General features: G+C 66.3%; 12 protein-coding genes. 9 read left to right on the forward strand and 3 right to left on the reverse strand.

Features of this window, described 5'->3' with window-relative positions; genetic code table 11:
• From KBA48_RS28590 to KBA48_RS28600, 3 genes are all read left to right on the forward strand, one after another.
• A partial coding sequence (locus KBA48_RS28590; protein WP_292912099.1) for a bifunctional adenosylcobinamide kinase/adenosylcobinamide-phosphate guanylyltransferase occupies positions 1–257 on the forward strand: 257 nt, incomplete at its 5' end.
• A 9-nt stretch (positions 258–266) separates the two neighbouring features.
• Positions 267–887, forward strand: coding sequence for a cob(I)yrinic acid a,c-diamide adenosyltransferase (gene cobO / locus KBA48_RS28595; RefSeq protein WP_292912100.1), 621 nt, complete (start codon positions 267–269; stop codon positions 885–887).
• Positions 887–2,350 (forward strand): cobyric acid synthase, encoded by a 1,464-nt coding sequence (locus KBA48_RS28600; RefSeq protein ID WP_292912101.1) that lies wholly within the window; start codon positions 887–889, stop codon positions 2,348–2,350. The genes cobO and KBA48_RS28600 overlap by 1 nt, the downstream gene beginning before the upstream one ends.
• A gap of 215 nt (positions 2,351–2,565) precedes the next feature.
• Here the strand turns inward: KBA48_RS28600 and cbiB are convergent, their stop codons facing one another.
• Positions 2,566–3,519, reverse strand: a complete 954-nt coding sequence (gene cbiB, locus KBA48_RS28605) for an adenosylcobinamide-phosphate synthase CbiB (RefSeq protein ID WP_292912102.1) — start codon at positions 3,517–3,519, stop codon at positions 2,566–2,568.
• Here cbiB and cobD point away from each other — a divergent pair.
• Both cobD and KBA48_RS28615 read left to right on the forward strand, forming a co-directional pair.
• On the forward strand, positions 3,518–4,546 hold the full coding sequence (cobD, locus tag KBA48_RS28610; protein WP_292912103.1) for a threonine-phosphate decarboxylase CobD: 1,029 nt from the start codon (positions 3,518–3,520) through the stop codon (positions 4,544–4,546). The two genes, cbiB and cobD, sit on opposite strands and share 2 nt — an antisense overlap.
• Before the next feature lie 200 nt (positions 4,547–4,746).
• Positions 4,747–5,937, forward strand: a complete 1,191-nt coding sequence (locus KBA48_RS28615) for an aspartyl/asparaginyl beta-hydroxylase domain-containing protein (RefSeq protein ID WP_292912104.1) — start codon at positions 4,747–4,749, stop codon at positions 5,935–5,937.
• Here KBA48_RS28615 and KBA48_RS28620 read toward each other — a convergent pair.
• Entirely contained in the window at positions 5,934–6,143 is a 210-nt protein-coding gene (locus KBA48_RS28620; protein ID WP_292912105.1) for a hypothetical protein, read from the reverse strand. The two genes, KBA48_RS28615 and KBA48_RS28620, sit on opposite strands and share 4 nt — an antisense overlap.
• Before the next feature lie 150 nt (positions 6,144–6,293).
• Positions 6,294–7,160, reverse strand: coding sequence for a metallophosphoesterase (locus tag KBA48_RS28625; RefSeq protein WP_292912106.1), 867 nt, complete (start codon positions 7,158–7,160; stop codon positions 6,294–6,296).
• Between the two features lie 98 nt (positions 7,161–7,258).
• On the opposite strand from KBA48_RS28625, the gene KBA48_RS28630 reads away from it, so the two are divergent.
• From KBA48_RS28630 to KBA48_RS28645, 4 genes are all read left to right on the forward strand, one after another.
• Positions 7,259–10,453 carry a ligand-binding sensor domain-containing diguanylate cyclase gene (locus KBA48_RS28630; protein ID WP_292912107.1) on the forward strand — a complete coding sequence of 1,065 codons (3,195 nt, stop codon included), beginning with the start codon at positions 7,259–7,261 and terminating at the stop codon, positions 10,451–10,453.
• A gap of 132 nt (positions 10,454–10,585) precedes the next feature.
• Complete coding sequence (locus KBA48_RS28635) at positions 10,586–12,397, forward strand: IlvD/Edd family dehydratase (protein WP_292912108.1); 1,812 nt, start codon at positions 10,586–10,588, stop codon at positions 12,395–12,397.
• A gap of 152 nt (positions 12,398–12,549) precedes the next feature.
• On the forward strand, positions 12,550–13,017 hold the full coding sequence (gene fliL / locus KBA48_RS28640; protein ID WP_292912109.1) for a hypothetical protein: 468 nt from the start codon (positions 12,550–12,552) through the stop codon (positions 13,015–13,017).
• 295 nt (positions 13,018–13,312) lie between these two features.
• Positions 13,313–14,265 (forward strand): sodium/proton-translocating pyrophosphatase (locus KBA48_RS28645; protein WP_292912110.1); only part of this gene is annotated, 953 nt, incomplete at its 3' end.

Consider the following 14,265-nt stretch of genomic DNA (forward strand, 5'->3'; position numbering starts at 1 on the left):
GTCTGACCCTGTGGCTGACCAACATCATGCTGGACGGGCGGGAGGTGGAGCCGGAGGCGGCGCGGCTGCTGGATCTGCTGCCGACGCTGACGGTGCCGCTGGTGCTGGTCGGCAATGAGGTGGGTCTGGGCATCGTGCCCGACAACCGCCTGTCACGCCTGTTTCGCGACCATGCGGGGCGCCTGCACCAGGATATCGCGCGCATCGCCGGCAAGGTCCTGTTCATGGCTGCCGGCCTGCCGATGACGTTGAAATAAGGGGACAAGATGAGCAGCACGACCGTCACGCCGGAAGAGGCCGAACGCCACAAGGCCAAGATGCAGAAGCGCAAGGCCCTGATGGATCGCCGCGTTGCCGAACGGCAGAACGAGAAGGGCCTGCTGATGGTCCATACGGGGCCGGGCAAGGGCAAGTCCACGGCGGCGCTGGGCCTGATGCTGCGCGCGGCCGGTCATGGCTTCCGCGTCGGCTTCATTCAGTTCATCAAGGGCGCCTGGGCCACGGGCGAACAGGTGGCGCTTGAACGGTTCGACGATCTGATCGACCATTACGCCATGGGCGAGGGCTTCACCTGGGAAACCCAGGACAAGGAGCGCGACATCCAGGCGGCCGGCCGGGCCTGGGCCAAGGCCTGTGCCATGTTCGCCGACCCGCGTTATCAACTGGTCGTGCTGGATGAGATGAACCTGGCGCTGCGTTATGCCTATCTGGACATTGACGAGGTGGTGGCGACCCTGGTGTCGCGCCGGCCTAACCTGCATGTGCTGGTCACCGGACGCAACGCGCCGCAGAAACTGATGGATGCCGCTGATCTGGTGACGGAGTTCCAGGCCGTGAAGCATCCGTTCAATGCCGGGATCAAGGCCCAGGCCGGGATCGAATTCTGATGGCGACACGGCCCCGCGCCCTGATGATCCAGGGAACCGGATCGGATGTGGGCAAGTCGCTGCTGGTGGCGGCGCTGGCCCGCGCCTTTTCCAACCGGGGCCTGTCGGTGCGGCCGTTCAAGCCGCAGAACATGTCGAACAATGCTGCCGTGACGGCCGACGGGGGTGAGATCGGGCGGGCGCAGGCGCTGCAGGCGCGCGCCGCGCGGGTGGCGCCGTCGGTTCATATGAACCCCGTGCTGCTGAAACCGCAGAGCGACACGGGCGCCCAGGTGGTGGTGCAGGGTCGCATGCTGGGCACCGCCCAGGCGGCGGAGTACCAGCAGCGCAAAGGCTCGCTGTTGTCGGCGGTGCTGGACAGTTTCGGCCGGCTGGGCGAGGGCGCCGACCTGATCCTGGTGGAAGGGGCGGGCAGCCCGGCGGAAACCAATCTGCGCGCCCGCGACATTGCCAATATGGGCTTTGCCCTGGCGGCCGACGTGCCCGTGATCCTGGCCGGCGATATCGACCGGGGCGGGGTGATCGCCAGCCTGGTGGGCACCCATGCCGTTCTGGACCCTGCCGACCGGTCGGCCATCAAGGGCTTCATCATCAACAAGTTCCGGGGCGATATCCGCCTGTTCGATGATGGGCTGACGGAGATCGCGCGGCGTACGGGATGGACCGGCTTCGGCGTCCTGCCCTTCCTGCCGGCGGCGGCGCGGCTGCCGGCGGAGGATGGGGTGGTGCTGGACCAATGGCGGGCCGGGTCTGGCCGGGACCTGCGGATCGTGGTGCCCATGCTGTCGCGCATCGCCAATTTCGATGATTTCGACCCGCTGCGCCTGGAACCGTCGGTCGCCGTGACCATGGTGCCGCCGGGCCGCCCCCTGCCGCTGGATGCCGACCTGATCATCCTGCCGGGCAGCAAGGCCACCATCGCCGATCTGGCCTTCTTCCGGGCGCAGGGCTGGGACGTGGACCTGCATGCCCATATCCGTCGGGGCGGTCGCGTGCTGGGTATCTGTGGCGGCTACCAGATGCTGGGCCGGACCATCGCCGACCCCGGCGGGATCGAGGGGCCGGCGGGGCAGGTGCAGGGCCTGGGCTGGCTGGCGGTCGATACGGTCCTGACCGGGTCCAAGGTGCTGAAGCCCGTCACCGGCGCGGGCGCGGCGGGTGAGGGGGCGTTCACCGGGTACGAGATGCATGTCGGCGTGACGACGGGGCCGGGCTGCGACCGTCCGCTGCTGCGGATCGATGGTGCCGGGGCGGAGGGGGTGGTGTCAGCGGATGGACGTATCGCCGGCTGCTATGTTCACGGGCTGTTTGGCAGCGACGGGTTCCGGGCGGGCTTCCTGGCCGGGTTCGGGGTTGGGTCGGGGCTGGCCTATGACGCGTCGGTGGATTCGGCGCTGGATGAGTGCGCGGCGTCGGTCGAGCGGTTCCTGGACCTGGACGGGTTGCTGTCGGTTACCGGTTGAGCGGGCCGGCGATGGTTCCGGTGGCGGATCCAGTCATACAGGCACAGCACGAGGATGGCCGCCAGGATCCAGGCTGCCGCCTCCAGCCGTCGAACATTCCGGCTCTCCTCATGCCCGACCAACAGCCACAGAACGAAGACGCCAGCCCAGGTGCCGACAGCAACTTTCCAGGATTGACCGGGCGGCTTTGGCCGCTTTTCCTCTTCCACCGGCTTTCACCCCAGCATCGCGGACAGGCCGAGACAAGCGGCAAGGCCCCACAGGAAGATCAACGCCCGGCGATAAAGCCGCAAGCCCGCTTCGATATCACTTGCCGTGACATCGGCCCTTCCATCACCCATCCAATGATCCTGGACCACCTTGCCCGCATAGCGCCGGGGACCCGCCAGACGCAGGCCCAGCGCACCGGCCATGGCCGCTTCCGGCCAGCCGGCATTGGGGCTGCGATGGTGGTGGGCGTCGCGCCGGACGGTTTTCAGCGCAACCCCCATCCGGGACCCCGAGGCGACCGCGAGCAGCAGGGCCGTCAGGCGCGAGGCGGGCAGGTTCACCAGATCGTCCAGACGGGCGGCGGCCCAGCCGAACGCCTCATGCCGTGCTGTGCGGTGGCCGATCATGCTGTCGGCGGTATTGATGGCCTTGTAGACCAGGATTCCCGGCAACCCGCCGACCGCCAGCCAGAAGGCGGGCGCGGTGATGCCGTCGGAGAAATTCTCCGCCAGGCTTTCGATGGCGGCGCGGGCAACGCCGGCTTCATCCAGGCTTTCCGGGTCGCGGCCCACGATATGGGCCACCGCCGCCCGGCCGCCGGCCAGACCGCCGTCGCGCAGACCCGTGGCCACGGCCCTGACGAACCGGTGCAGGCTGCGCTGGGCCAGCAGGCAGGAGGCCAGCAGGGCCAGGATCACCCAGCCGAAGGGCAGGGACAGCAGGAACGCCTGCAGCATCATGCCGATCCCCACGGCCCCGCCGACCAGGATCAGCACCGTCACAATACCGCCCAGCCGTCGCATCCAGACAGGCCCCCGGTTCAAGGTCCGGTCCAGGGCGGCAATCACCGCCCCGATCCAGACGACAGGGTGACGGATGGCCCGGAAAACCGCGTCGGGATAGCCCAGCAGGACCTCCAGAACCAGCGCGCAGATCAGTAGGGGTGGAAAAATCTCCATGATGGAACAAGGTGATAGCATGGATAGCCGGGCTGTGCAGCCCCATGGCGGCGATCTGGGCACGATGGCAGCCCTGTTTCCCGACGCGCCCCGGCCCTGGGTCGATCTGTCGACCGGCATCAATCCCTGGCCCTATCCGCTGCCCGCTCTGGCCCCCCGGCTTTGGACATGTCTGCCGTCGGCGGGCGACGAGGCGGCGTTGAAACAGGCGGCCATGACGGCCTATGGCGTCGCCGATCCGGAGACCATCCTGGCGGCACCGGGGTCGCAGGTGCTGATCAGCACCGTTCCCTTCCTGCGGCCGGCCGGGGCGGATGTGGCCATCCTTGGCCCCACCTATGGCGAACATGCCCCGGCCTGGGCACGCGCGGGGCACCGGGTGCGCATGACCGCCGACCTGCCGGACCCGGCGGGGCCGCTGCCCGATGTGCTGCTGCTGGTCAATCCCAACAATCCCGACGGGCGTACCCATGATCCGGCCCGGCTGCTGCCCTTGCTGGAAGAAATCGCGCGGCGGGGGGGATGGATGCTGGTGGATGAGGCGTTCTGTGACCTGCGGCCCGACCTGTCGCTGGCATCCCATGCCGGCCGGCAGGGGCTGCTGGTGCTGCGGTCCTTCGGCAAATTCTATGGGCTGGGCGGGCTGCGGCTGGGCTTCCTGCTGGCGCCGCCCGGGATCGTCCGCGCCATGGGCGGGCGGTTGGGGCCCTGGGCCGTGGCGGGGCCGGCGCTGATGGTCGGGGCATCGGCCCTGGCGGACCAGGCCTGGCAGGAGGCCACGCGGCGAAACCTGGCCCGGGCCATGTCTAGAACATTGGACCTATATCGAACGGCGGGTGTAGAGGTGATGGGGGGCACGGATCTGTACACGCTGGTTCGGTCCGCCAATGACCGTGACCTGTATCGCGATCTTGGATCGGCCGGGTTACTGGCACGATCATTTTCGGACCGGCCCGGTCTGCTGCGTCTGGGGCTGGCTCCCGATTCTGTTACATTCGAACGGTTGGGGATTATTCTAAGCACCTGAAAACGCATAGTTCTGCCTGGTTTCTATGCAGAATTAGCTACCGTTTGACATTTTTCGGCACAAATTCCATACTATTAAAGGATTGTTAACAGCGCGCCGCTCGTGACGCTTTACAGGATTGGCACCATCCTTATCTTCGGAAGTGGACTAGTGCTAAACGGCTAGTCCAATGGCACGATGATGTGTTGGGGGATCGGCGGATGGCGGTAGCGGAACTGACGGCGCAGGATGCCAGCCTGACCTCCATGCGGCTCATGGCGTCGGGCCGCATACGCGACGCGCGTGAGCTGTTGGAAAATGCGGTGCGCCGGTTTCCGGGGAATGTTTCCCTGTGGCTCAATCTGGCTGTAGCGCACCGGGCCGGGGGGGATCTGGTGGCCTCGCTGACGGCGCTGGACGGTGCCCTGCGTGTCGATCCCCGCAATTTCCTGGCCCTGCTGATGCGGGCCACCATCATCGAGGCGCAGGGAAATCATCGTCAGGCGGCGCAGGCCTACGGTGCGGCGCTGACCCAATATTCACCGCATGCGCATTATGATCCGCCGACGCGGCACGCCATTGCCCGGGCCCAGCAGGTGCATGAAGCCTATATGCGTGAGTTGGAAGAGAGCCTGCGCGGGTCCGTTGCGGGCTTGGCCGGCGCTTCGGGATCGTCGGAGACGCGGCGGATCGACCGGATGATCGATCATATGATGGGCCGGCGGAAGGTCTATACCCAGAAGCCCACCCATTTCCATCTGCCGGGCCTGCCTTCCATCGAGTTTTTCGAACGGCAGGAATTCCCCTGGCTGGACCGGCTGGAGGCGGCGACGCGGGATATCCAGCGTGAACTGGCCAGCCTGCTGGACAATCCCGATCCGTCATCGGCCGTGCCCTATATCCAATATCCCGACTGGGCGCCGCTGGATCAGTGGAAGCCGCTGAACAATTCCCCGCGCTGGAGCGCCATCCATCTGCTGGAAAAGGGGCTGCCCGTTCCGGCCAATGCCGATCGCTGCCCCGTGACCATGTCGGTTCTGGCCGACATGCCGCAGCCGCGCGTGAAGGACCGGTCGCCGGTCGCCATGTTCTCCCTGCTGAAGCCGCAGACCCGCATTCCGCCGCATCACGGGGTGGCCAATACAAGGCTGGTCGTGCATCTGCCACTGGTCGTGCCGGGGGGCTGCGGCTTCCGGGTGGGCAGCGAGACACGGGAATGGAAGGTCGGGCAGGCCTGGGTGTTTGACGACACGATCGAGCATGAGGCCTGGAACGACAGCGACGAGCTGCGTGTCGTCATGATCTTCGACATCTGGCACCCCCACCTGTCGGAGGTGGAGCGCACAGCCTATGCCCGCATCATGGCCAGCATGGATGAGGTGACGGGCGTGGTTGCCGACGGCGGTATCTAACGTTTGTCGCGGTCGCGGCGGCGGCCCTGGCGTTGCAGCCAGACGAACAGGCTGAACAGGCCACCCGCGCCGATCACGGCGGCCAGGATGGCACCCCGCCCCGCCACGGGTAGCGGGGCCAGCGTTTCGGTGGAGCGAAAGGTGGCGTAGGTCAGGGCGCCAAGCCCCAGCGTCGCCCCGATCAGCACCAGTATGAAGGCACGCACGAGCCTGTCCTTTCCGTCGGCGCCATCAGCCGAACCAGGAAGGGTCCGCCGTAATGGCGCGGTTTTCCGCAATCCCGAAGGCAAGGCAATGTAGCACGGGATTGGTGCCCGCCGCTGCGACATCGGGGTGCAGGGCCTATGGCGAACCCGCTATGAAGGAACCGGCAGGATCAGGCGCAACGCGCGGTCGGGGCCGCGCCCGTGCGGCTGCCATTGTCGGGGATAGCCCAGGGACACTTCCTCGAACCGCACCCCGTCGCGCCAGTGGGTGCCCGGCACATGCAGATGGCCGTGGATGCAGGCAACCGCCCGGAACCGGACATGCCAGTCCGTGGTGGCCGTGGTCCCGCACCAGGGACTGAAACGGGGGATGCGCCGCAGGGTCACCAGATCGGCCCGCAGCGGATAATGGTTGATCAGCACGCTTCCCATGTCCGGTGGCAATTCCGCCGTGAGCCGTGCCACCGTCCAGGCGACGCGGGCGGCGCACCAGTCCTGGCGCGTGGCGTGGGGTGCCGGGGAGAGACGTGTTTCATCGGCGCTGCGCAACCGTTTCTCCCACGCCCATTCCAGCACCCGTTCCAGCGGCACATCGTCGGGGCGGAAGGAGTAGTCGAAGCCCAGGAACAGGGGCGCCAGCAGAAGCGGGCCATCAGGCCCCCGCCAGACGGGATAGGGATCTTCCGGCGTTGTCACGCCATAGTGGCGCGCGACATCCACCATCGCGCGATACTTGGCCTCCCCTGACAAGGGGCCGTCCGGGGTCTTGAGGGTCCATAATTCGTGGTTGCCCGGCACCCAGATCAGCCGGGCAAACAGCCGGGACAGGGTGCCGAAGGCCCAGGCCAGATCGTCCGGCCGTTCCGCCACGTCGCCGGCCAGAATCAACCAGTCATCGCCATGGGGGGCAAGCTGTTCCAGCGCCTGCCGGTTGGCCGACAATGACAAATGCAGATCGCTCAATGCCCAAAGACGCGGGGCGCAATCTTGCGGGCTGTTTGCAACCTGAAGCCGCATGGTGAATTCCGTGTGAAAATGCTAAACTGCCCGTTGATTTGAGACGGGGGGAAGGCTTGGGCAACGCGGGAGGGCCAACATACGGCTGGATGCCGGCCATGCGTCGGCCGCTCCACCATGCGCTATGGCTGTTCTATGCGTTTGTCGCCCTTACCGTTATCACTTTTGCCGCGAAAGGCGAAGAGAACCCGGCGGCCCGATACTGGAGCGAGCGGGCGGAGGTTCTGTTCGAACGGCTCGGCCGTGACGCCGGTCTTCCCAGCGACATCGTCACCGCCATCATCCAGGACCGGGCGGGCTTCATCTGGGTCGGCACACCGGTCGGCCTGACCCGGTTCGACGGCTATCGTTTCCGGGTGTTCCAGCCCGACAGCCGCGACCCCAGTTCCCTGCCCGACGGCTATATCAACGCCCTGCATGTCGACAAGCGGGGGCGGCTGTGGGTCGGCACCAACAATGGCGGCGTGGCGCGGTTCATCCCGGAAACGGAAAGCTTCGCGCGGTATCCGGCGGGGCCGGGCGGCCTTGCCCATCCCACGGCTTACCGGTTCGAGGAGGACGGGCAGGGCAATATCTGGGTGGCGCTGCGGTCCGGTCTGGCGCGGCTGGACGTGGATACCGGCATGGCCGAGAATTTTCGTATCCAGGAGGCGCGCGACGACGGGTTGCCCGGAACGGTGGTCCAGGACCTGCTGTTCGATGCCGCCGGCATGCTCTGGGTGGCCACTGATCAGGGGCTGGCTGTCCGCCGGCCGGGCCATAGCGGTTTCCAGCCCGTGCAGGAGGTTATTCCCCTGCCGTCACTGCCGCCCGATGCCGCGATTGCCACCCTGTTCGGCGACGGGCGCGGGCGCGTCTGGATCGGAACCCGCAGCGGCATCGTCATTTGCCATGACCCCGCCACGGGTGTCGCCCGCTCGTTCGACATGGCCAGGGCGGAAGGCCGCATCGCGGATCGCCCGCATGTGCGCGCCATCCAGGATTTGCGGGTGGATGGCGACCCGCGTGACCGCATCTGGGTGGCGACCGATCCCGGCGGCCTGATGGAACTGGATGTGGACAGCGGCAGCATCCGGTCGATCCACCATGATCCGGCGGTGCTGGCCAGCGTCAGCAGCGATGCCGTACGCGGGTTGATGCGGGACCGGTCCGGTCTGATCTGGGTGGCGACCTGGGGCGGGGGCCTGAATATCCACAACCCGGCCAACCAGGGCGTGCTGTCCATCTTTTCCTCCCCCTCCAAGCCGGAAAGCCCCAGCGAGCCGCAGGTGCGGGCCGTGATGGCGGCCCGCGACGGCAAGGTGTGGCTGGGGTTTGAGACCAAGGGGATCGACATCATCGACCCCGCCACGGGCGATCGGCAACGGCTGCTGCCCGGCCAGAGCCCCGGCCAGGGACTGCCGCGCGCCAATGTACTGGCCTTGGCCGAGGATGGGGCCGACACGGTCTGGATCGGCACCCAACTGGGGCTGGCGCGTTATAGCCGTGCCACGGGGGAGGTGCGGACGGTCGACCTGCCGGGCTCCGTTGCCGGCCTGCCCGTCTATGCCATCCTGGTCCGCGACGGCGAATTGTGGCTGGCCAGCGACGGGCTGGTGCGGTTCAACCCGGCGACGGGGGCCGTCACCCAGTTCCGCCATGACCCGGAGGATGCCACGACTCTGGCCGATGACCGGGCCCGGGTCCTGGCAGCCGCGCCGGACGGCCGCATCTGGGTCGGCACGCATCGCGGCCTGCATCTGGTCGACCCCGTCACGGGCCATGTCCGCCGGGTGCAGAACCGGTCCTGGGACTGGTCGTCGCTGGCGCATAATTACATTACCGGCCTGCTTTACGATCGGCAGGGCCGGCTGTGGGTGGGTACCCTGGGTGGCGGGGTCAGTGTCCTGACCAGCCCGCTGTCCGATGAACGCTATCGCTTCATCACCCTGTCGCAGCGCCATGGTCTGCCGGGCGACAGTGTGCAGTCCATGGTCCTGGACGCGGAGGGACAGATATGGGCCAGCACCGAGGATGGGATTGCCCGCATCGATCCCGACAGCAGGGCCGTGACGGCCATCGGCTGGGATGACGGGCTGGGCGTGCGGGGCACCTGGGTCGGGTCTGCCACACGGTTGCCGGGCGGCGAATTGCTGTTCGGCGGGCGGGAGGGGCTGACCGTCGTGCGGCCTGATGCGCTGCGGCGCTGGTCCTATCTGCCCCCGCTGGTCCTCACCGATATCCGCATCGACAATGAATCCGTTCCGGCCGCCGCCCTGAACCTGGCCCCCGTCCCGGCCGAGGCGCCGCTGGCCGCGGCCAAGGCGAAACCGGCCGTTGCCGCCGCCGTGACCCTGCCGGCCAGTGCCCGGACATTGACCGTGGGCTTCGCGGCGCTCGACTATGCCGGGCCGGCCAGCCTGCGGTACAGCTACACACTGGAAGGGTTCGACAAGGGCTGGGTGGAGGTGGATGCGCTGGGCCGGCTGGCCACCTATACGAACCTTCCGCCCGGCAGCTACACCTTGCGCCTGCGTGCCACCAACAAGGAAGGGGTCTGGGGAGGCGCTGACCGCCTGGTCACGGTCAATGTCCTGCCCGCCTGGTATCAGACGGGCCTGGCGCGTGTGGGGGCCGTCGTCGCGGTGCTGGCCATTCTGGGCATGGTGATCCAGGCCCGCACCGCCGCCCTGCGCCGGCAGCGGCGCTGGCTGGAACAACTGGTGGCGCAGCGCACCCAGGATCTGGTGAATGCCAATGCCGAGCTGGAACGGCTGGCCAGCACCGACGGGCTGACGGGTCTTCTGAACCGGCGCCGCTTCGATGAAATGGCGCTGGCCGAGGTGGATCGCGCCCAGCGCTATGGCCGGCCCTTCTCCCTGCTGCTGGTCGATCTGGACCATTTCAAGCAGGTGAATGACAATTTCGGCCACAATGCCGGCGATGCGGTCCTGCGGGCGGCGGCCCAGCGTGTGCTGGCATCGGTTCGCACCACCGATGTCGTCGCCCGCTATGGCGGCGAGGAACTGGCCGTTCTGTTGCCGGAAACCGAAGAGGTGGAGGCCATGGTGGTCGCGGAGCGCATACGGCTGTCGATCGGCGGCCGGCCCGTGGATCACGAGGGGACCGAAGTTGCCCTGACCGCCAGTGTCGGCGGCACGCAATATGTGCCCGGCGACGACAATCTGACGAGGCTTGTCGGCCGCGCCGACGCTGCTCTCTACCGCGCCAAGCAGGCGGGCCGCAACCGTGTGCAGTTTGCCGGCGGCGATGGTCCGGCCGGCCTGATGCCCCGTCAGCCGGCGGCACAATGAGCCTTTGGGTGTGGCGGAACACTGCCGGCCATTAATATTATAATAATGGAAATGAACCGGGCGCCGTGCTATCCCCAGACAATCCGGTTCCGCCCAGGCGGAATTGCCGCCGGTTCCAGGGGAGATCAAGGGATGGCCAAGGATCAGGTTGCGCCGGGCACCGCCCGCCGCCTGCGGTCGCAGGAATGGTTCAACAACCCGGCCAATGCCGACATGACGGCGCTGTACCTGGAACGATACCTGAACTTCGGATTGAGCCGGGAGGAGTTGCAGTCGGGCAAGCCCATCATCGGCATCGCCCAGTCGGGGTCCGATCTCAGCCCCTGCAACCGTCACCATATGATCCTGGCCGACCGCGTCCGTGAAGGAATACGGACGGCCGGCGGCATCGCCATCGAATTCCCCGTGCATCCGATCCAGGAAACCGGCAAGCGGCCCACGGCCGGCCTTGACCGCAACCTTGCCTATCTGGGGCTGGTCGAACTGCTGTATGGCTATCCGCTGGATGGGGTGGTGCTGACCATCGGCTGCGACAAGACCACGCCGGCCATGTTGATGGCCGCCGCCACGGTGAACATCCCCGCCATCGCCCTGTCGGTCGGCCCCATGCTGAATGGCTGGCACAAGGGGGAGCGCACAGGGTCCGGCACCATCGTATGGAAGGCCCGGCAGATGATGGCGGCGGGCGAGATCGACTATAAGGGTTTCATCGATCTGGTCGCATCGTCGGCGCCGTCCACCGGTTATTGCAACACGATGGGCACGGCCACCACCATGAATTCCCTGGCGGAGGTCCTGGGCATGCAGTTGCCCGGTTCCGCCGCCATCCCCGCCCCGTACCGTGAACGCCAGCAGGTGGCGTATGAGACGGGCAAGCGGATCGTCGGCATGGTGGAGGAGGATTTGAAGCCGTCCGACATCATGACCCGCGATGCCTTCCTGAACGCCATCGTCGTGAACACCGCCATTGGCGGTTCCACCAACGCCCCCATCCATCTGGCGGCCATCGCCCGGCATCTTGGCGTGGAACTGTCGTTGGATGACTGGCAGACGCATGGCCACCGGATACCGCTGCTGGTGAACCTGCAGCCCGCCGGCGAATATCTGGGCGAGGATTATCACCATGCCGGCGGCGTGCCCGCCGTGGTGAACCAGTTGATGACGCAGGGGTTGATCCGTGAACATGCCATCACCGCCAACGGCCGGACCATCGGGGAGAATTGCCGGGGCCGGGAGATCGAGATGCCGGAGGTGATCCGGCCCTTCGATCAGCCGTTGAAGACGGATGCCGGCTTCATCGTGCTGCGCGGCAGCCTGTTCGACAATGCCATCATCAAATCCAGCGTCATCAACCAGGAATTCCGCGACCGATACCTGTCGGATCCGGCCGATCCGGACGCGTTCGAAGGCCGGGTCATCGTGTTCGACGGGCCGGAGGATTATCATCACCGCATCGACAACCCGTCACTGGCGATCGGAGAACGGGACATCCTGGTCATGCGCGGCACCGGCCCGATCGGCTATCCGGGCGCGGCGGAGGTGGTGAACATGCGGCCCCCCGCCTATCTGATCAAGCAGGGGATCGGCGTCCTGCCCTGCATCGGCGATGGACGCCAGTCGGGAACTTCCGGCTCGCCCTCCATCCTCAACGCCTCGCCGGAGGCGGCGGCCGGTGGCAACCTGGCGATTCTGCGTACAGGTGACCGGGTGCGCATCGACCTGAAGCGGGGGCGTGCCGACATCCTGATCCCGGATACGGAGATTGCGGAGCGCCGTCAGGCGCTGGAAGCGGCCGGCGGTTACGCCTTTCCCCCGTCACAGACCCCGTGGCAGGAAATCCAGCGCCGCATGGTCGGCCAACTGGGCGACGGCGCCGTGCTTGAACCGGCCGTGCAGTTCCAGCGTATCGCGGAAACCCACGGCGTGCCGCGCGACAACCACTGACCGGGACCTTGTGGGGACAGCTTGACAGGCCGGGTGGACTTGAACGATGTTCAATCTGCCCGATCGCACCGGGCCGCCCATGACAATTGGCCCTGATGACCGCCGGGTCGAAATGCTATAGTGGGCCTGTCGGTTAAAGAGGCGCCTGTTCCATGAAGAAGATTATCCTGCTCGTCCTGGCATTGCTGGTGCTGATTGGCGCCGGCGTGGGCGGCTATGTCCTGTTCGGCCCCAAGCCCCACAAGGAAGGGGACGAACATGCCGAGGAACAGCCCAAGAAGAAGCCGCGCACGGGGCCGCCGGTCTTTGTATCGGTCGGACCGATGATCGTGCCGATCCTGGGGGCCAAGAAGGTCGAACAGAACATCATGGTGACGATCAGCCTGGAAGTGGATGACGACAATGTGCGCGATCAGATCCGCGCGCAAAGCCCCCGCCTTGTCGATGCCTATGTCCAGGCGCTGTATGGCGGCATCGACAAGGGGCAGGTGATCGACGGCCAGATCCTGAACATCCCAGCCCTGAAGACCAAGTTGATGGAAACGACGGAAAAGGTATTGGGCCCCGACGTGGTGCACGATGTTCTGATCCAGTCGGTCAGTCAGCGCCCGGCCTACTGATCCAGTCGGTCAAAGTGTTTGACCGATAGCGGTCGCGCCGACGGCACGGCCGGCTTCATGACGCCGACGCCAATCATCCCGACCGGTCGGGATGATTGGCCGCTTATAGGAACCCGCTTTTCCTTACCCTTCTGCATGCTTTGTTGCGGCGCGAAATAACGCTTCCATGCCCTTTGGTTAATGGCGGCGTATTGCCGCATTCAAAAACGCATGGCATGCTTGCGCTTGCCTAATGCCGCCGGCCGTCCGGTCATAAAAAACAGAAGCGGCATCTTCAACAGGGTAAGGAAACGACATGACCACGCAAGTGCTGTACTTCGTGCTGGCATGTGGGGTGCTGGCCATCCTTTACGGAGTGGTCACGGCCCGTGCCGTGCTGTCCGCCAGTCCGGGCAATGCCCGCATGCAGGAAATCGCTCACGCCATCCAGATCGGCGCCGGCGCCTATCTGAACCGCCAATATACGACCATCGCCCTCGTCGGTGTCGTGATCGCGGTGCTGGTTGGCTTTCTGCTGGGTATCAAGGTCGCCATCGGCTTCATCATCGGCGCGGTGCTGTCGGCCGCCGCCGGCTATATCGGCATGAATATCTCCGTCCGCGCCAATGTGCGCACGGCGGAGGCATCGCGCCAGGGCTTGGCGCAGGGACTGTCACTGGCCTTCCGGGCAGGCGCCGTCACAGGCATGCTGGTGGCCGGTCTGGCCCTTCTGGGGGTCGCCGGTTATTATTTCGTGCTGTCCTCCATGGGTATCACGGGCCGCGAACTGATCGATGCGCTGGTGGCGCTGGGCTTCGGTGCCTCCCTGATCTCCATCTTCGCGCGTCTGGGCGGCGGCATCTTCACCAAGGGTGCGGATGTGGGCGCCGATCTGGTGGGCAAGGTGGAAGCCGGCATCCCGGAGGATGATCCGCGCAACCCCGCCGTGATCGCCGACAATGTCGGCGACAATGTCGGCGATTGCGCCGGCATGGCGGCCGATCTTTTCGAAACCTATGCCGTGTCGGTGGTGGCCACCATGGTGCTGGCCAGCATCTTCTTTGCCGGCCAGGATCTGCTGGCCTCGGTGCTGGTCTATCCGCTGGCCATCGGCGGGGCGTGCATCATCACCTCGATCATCGGCACCTTCTTTGTGAAGCTGGGATCGTCCAACAACATCATGGGCGCGCTTTACAAGGGGTTCATCGCCTGCGGCGTGCTCTCGCTGGTCGCCATCTGGGGCGTTACGCAGTGGGTGCTGCCCGAGGG

The sequence above is a fragment of the Niveispirillum sp. genome (assembly GCF_017996735.1).
Classification (GTDB): Bacteria; Pseudomonadota; Alphaproteobacteria; order Azospirillales; family Azospirillaceae; genus Niveispirillum.

Excerpts from the sequence above, each read along its gene's own strand:
- cobO (WP_292912100.1), top strand. The coding sequence starts at position 267 with ATGAGCAGCACGACCGTCACGCCGGAAGAGGCCGAACGCCACAAGGCC.
- KBA48_RS28600 (WP_292912101.1), top strand. The coding sequence starts at position 887 with ATGGCGACACGGCCCCGCGCCCTGATGATCCAGGGAACCGGATCGGAT.
- cobD (WP_292912103.1), top strand. The coding sequence starts at position 3,518 with ATGATGGAACAAGGTGATAGCATGGATAGCCGGGCTGTGCAGCCCCAT.
- cbiB (WP_292912102.1), bottom strand. The coding sequence starts at position 3,519 with ATGGAGATTTTTCCACCCCTACTGATCTGCGCGCTGGTTCTGGAGGTC.
- KBA48_RS28615 (WP_292912104.1), top strand. The coding sequence starts at position 4,747 with ATGGCGGTAGCGGAACTGACGGCGCAGGATGCCAGCCTGACCTCCATG.
- KBA48_RS28625 (WP_292912106.1), bottom strand. The coding sequence starts at position 7,160 with ATGCGGCTTCAGGTTGCAAACAGCCCGCAAGATTGCGCCCCGCGTCTT.
- KBA48_RS28630 (WP_292912107.1), top strand. The coding sequence starts at position 7,259 with ATGCGTCGGCCGCTCCACCATGCGCTATGGCTGTTCTATGCGTTTGTC.
- KBA48_RS28635 (WP_292912108.1), top strand. The coding sequence starts at position 10,586 with ATGGCCAAGGATCAGGTTGCGCCGGGCACCGCCCGCCGCCTGCGGTCG.
- fliL (WP_292912109.1), top strand. The coding sequence starts at position 12,550 with ATGAAGAAGATTATCCTGCTCGTCCTGGCATTGCTGGTGCTGATTGGC.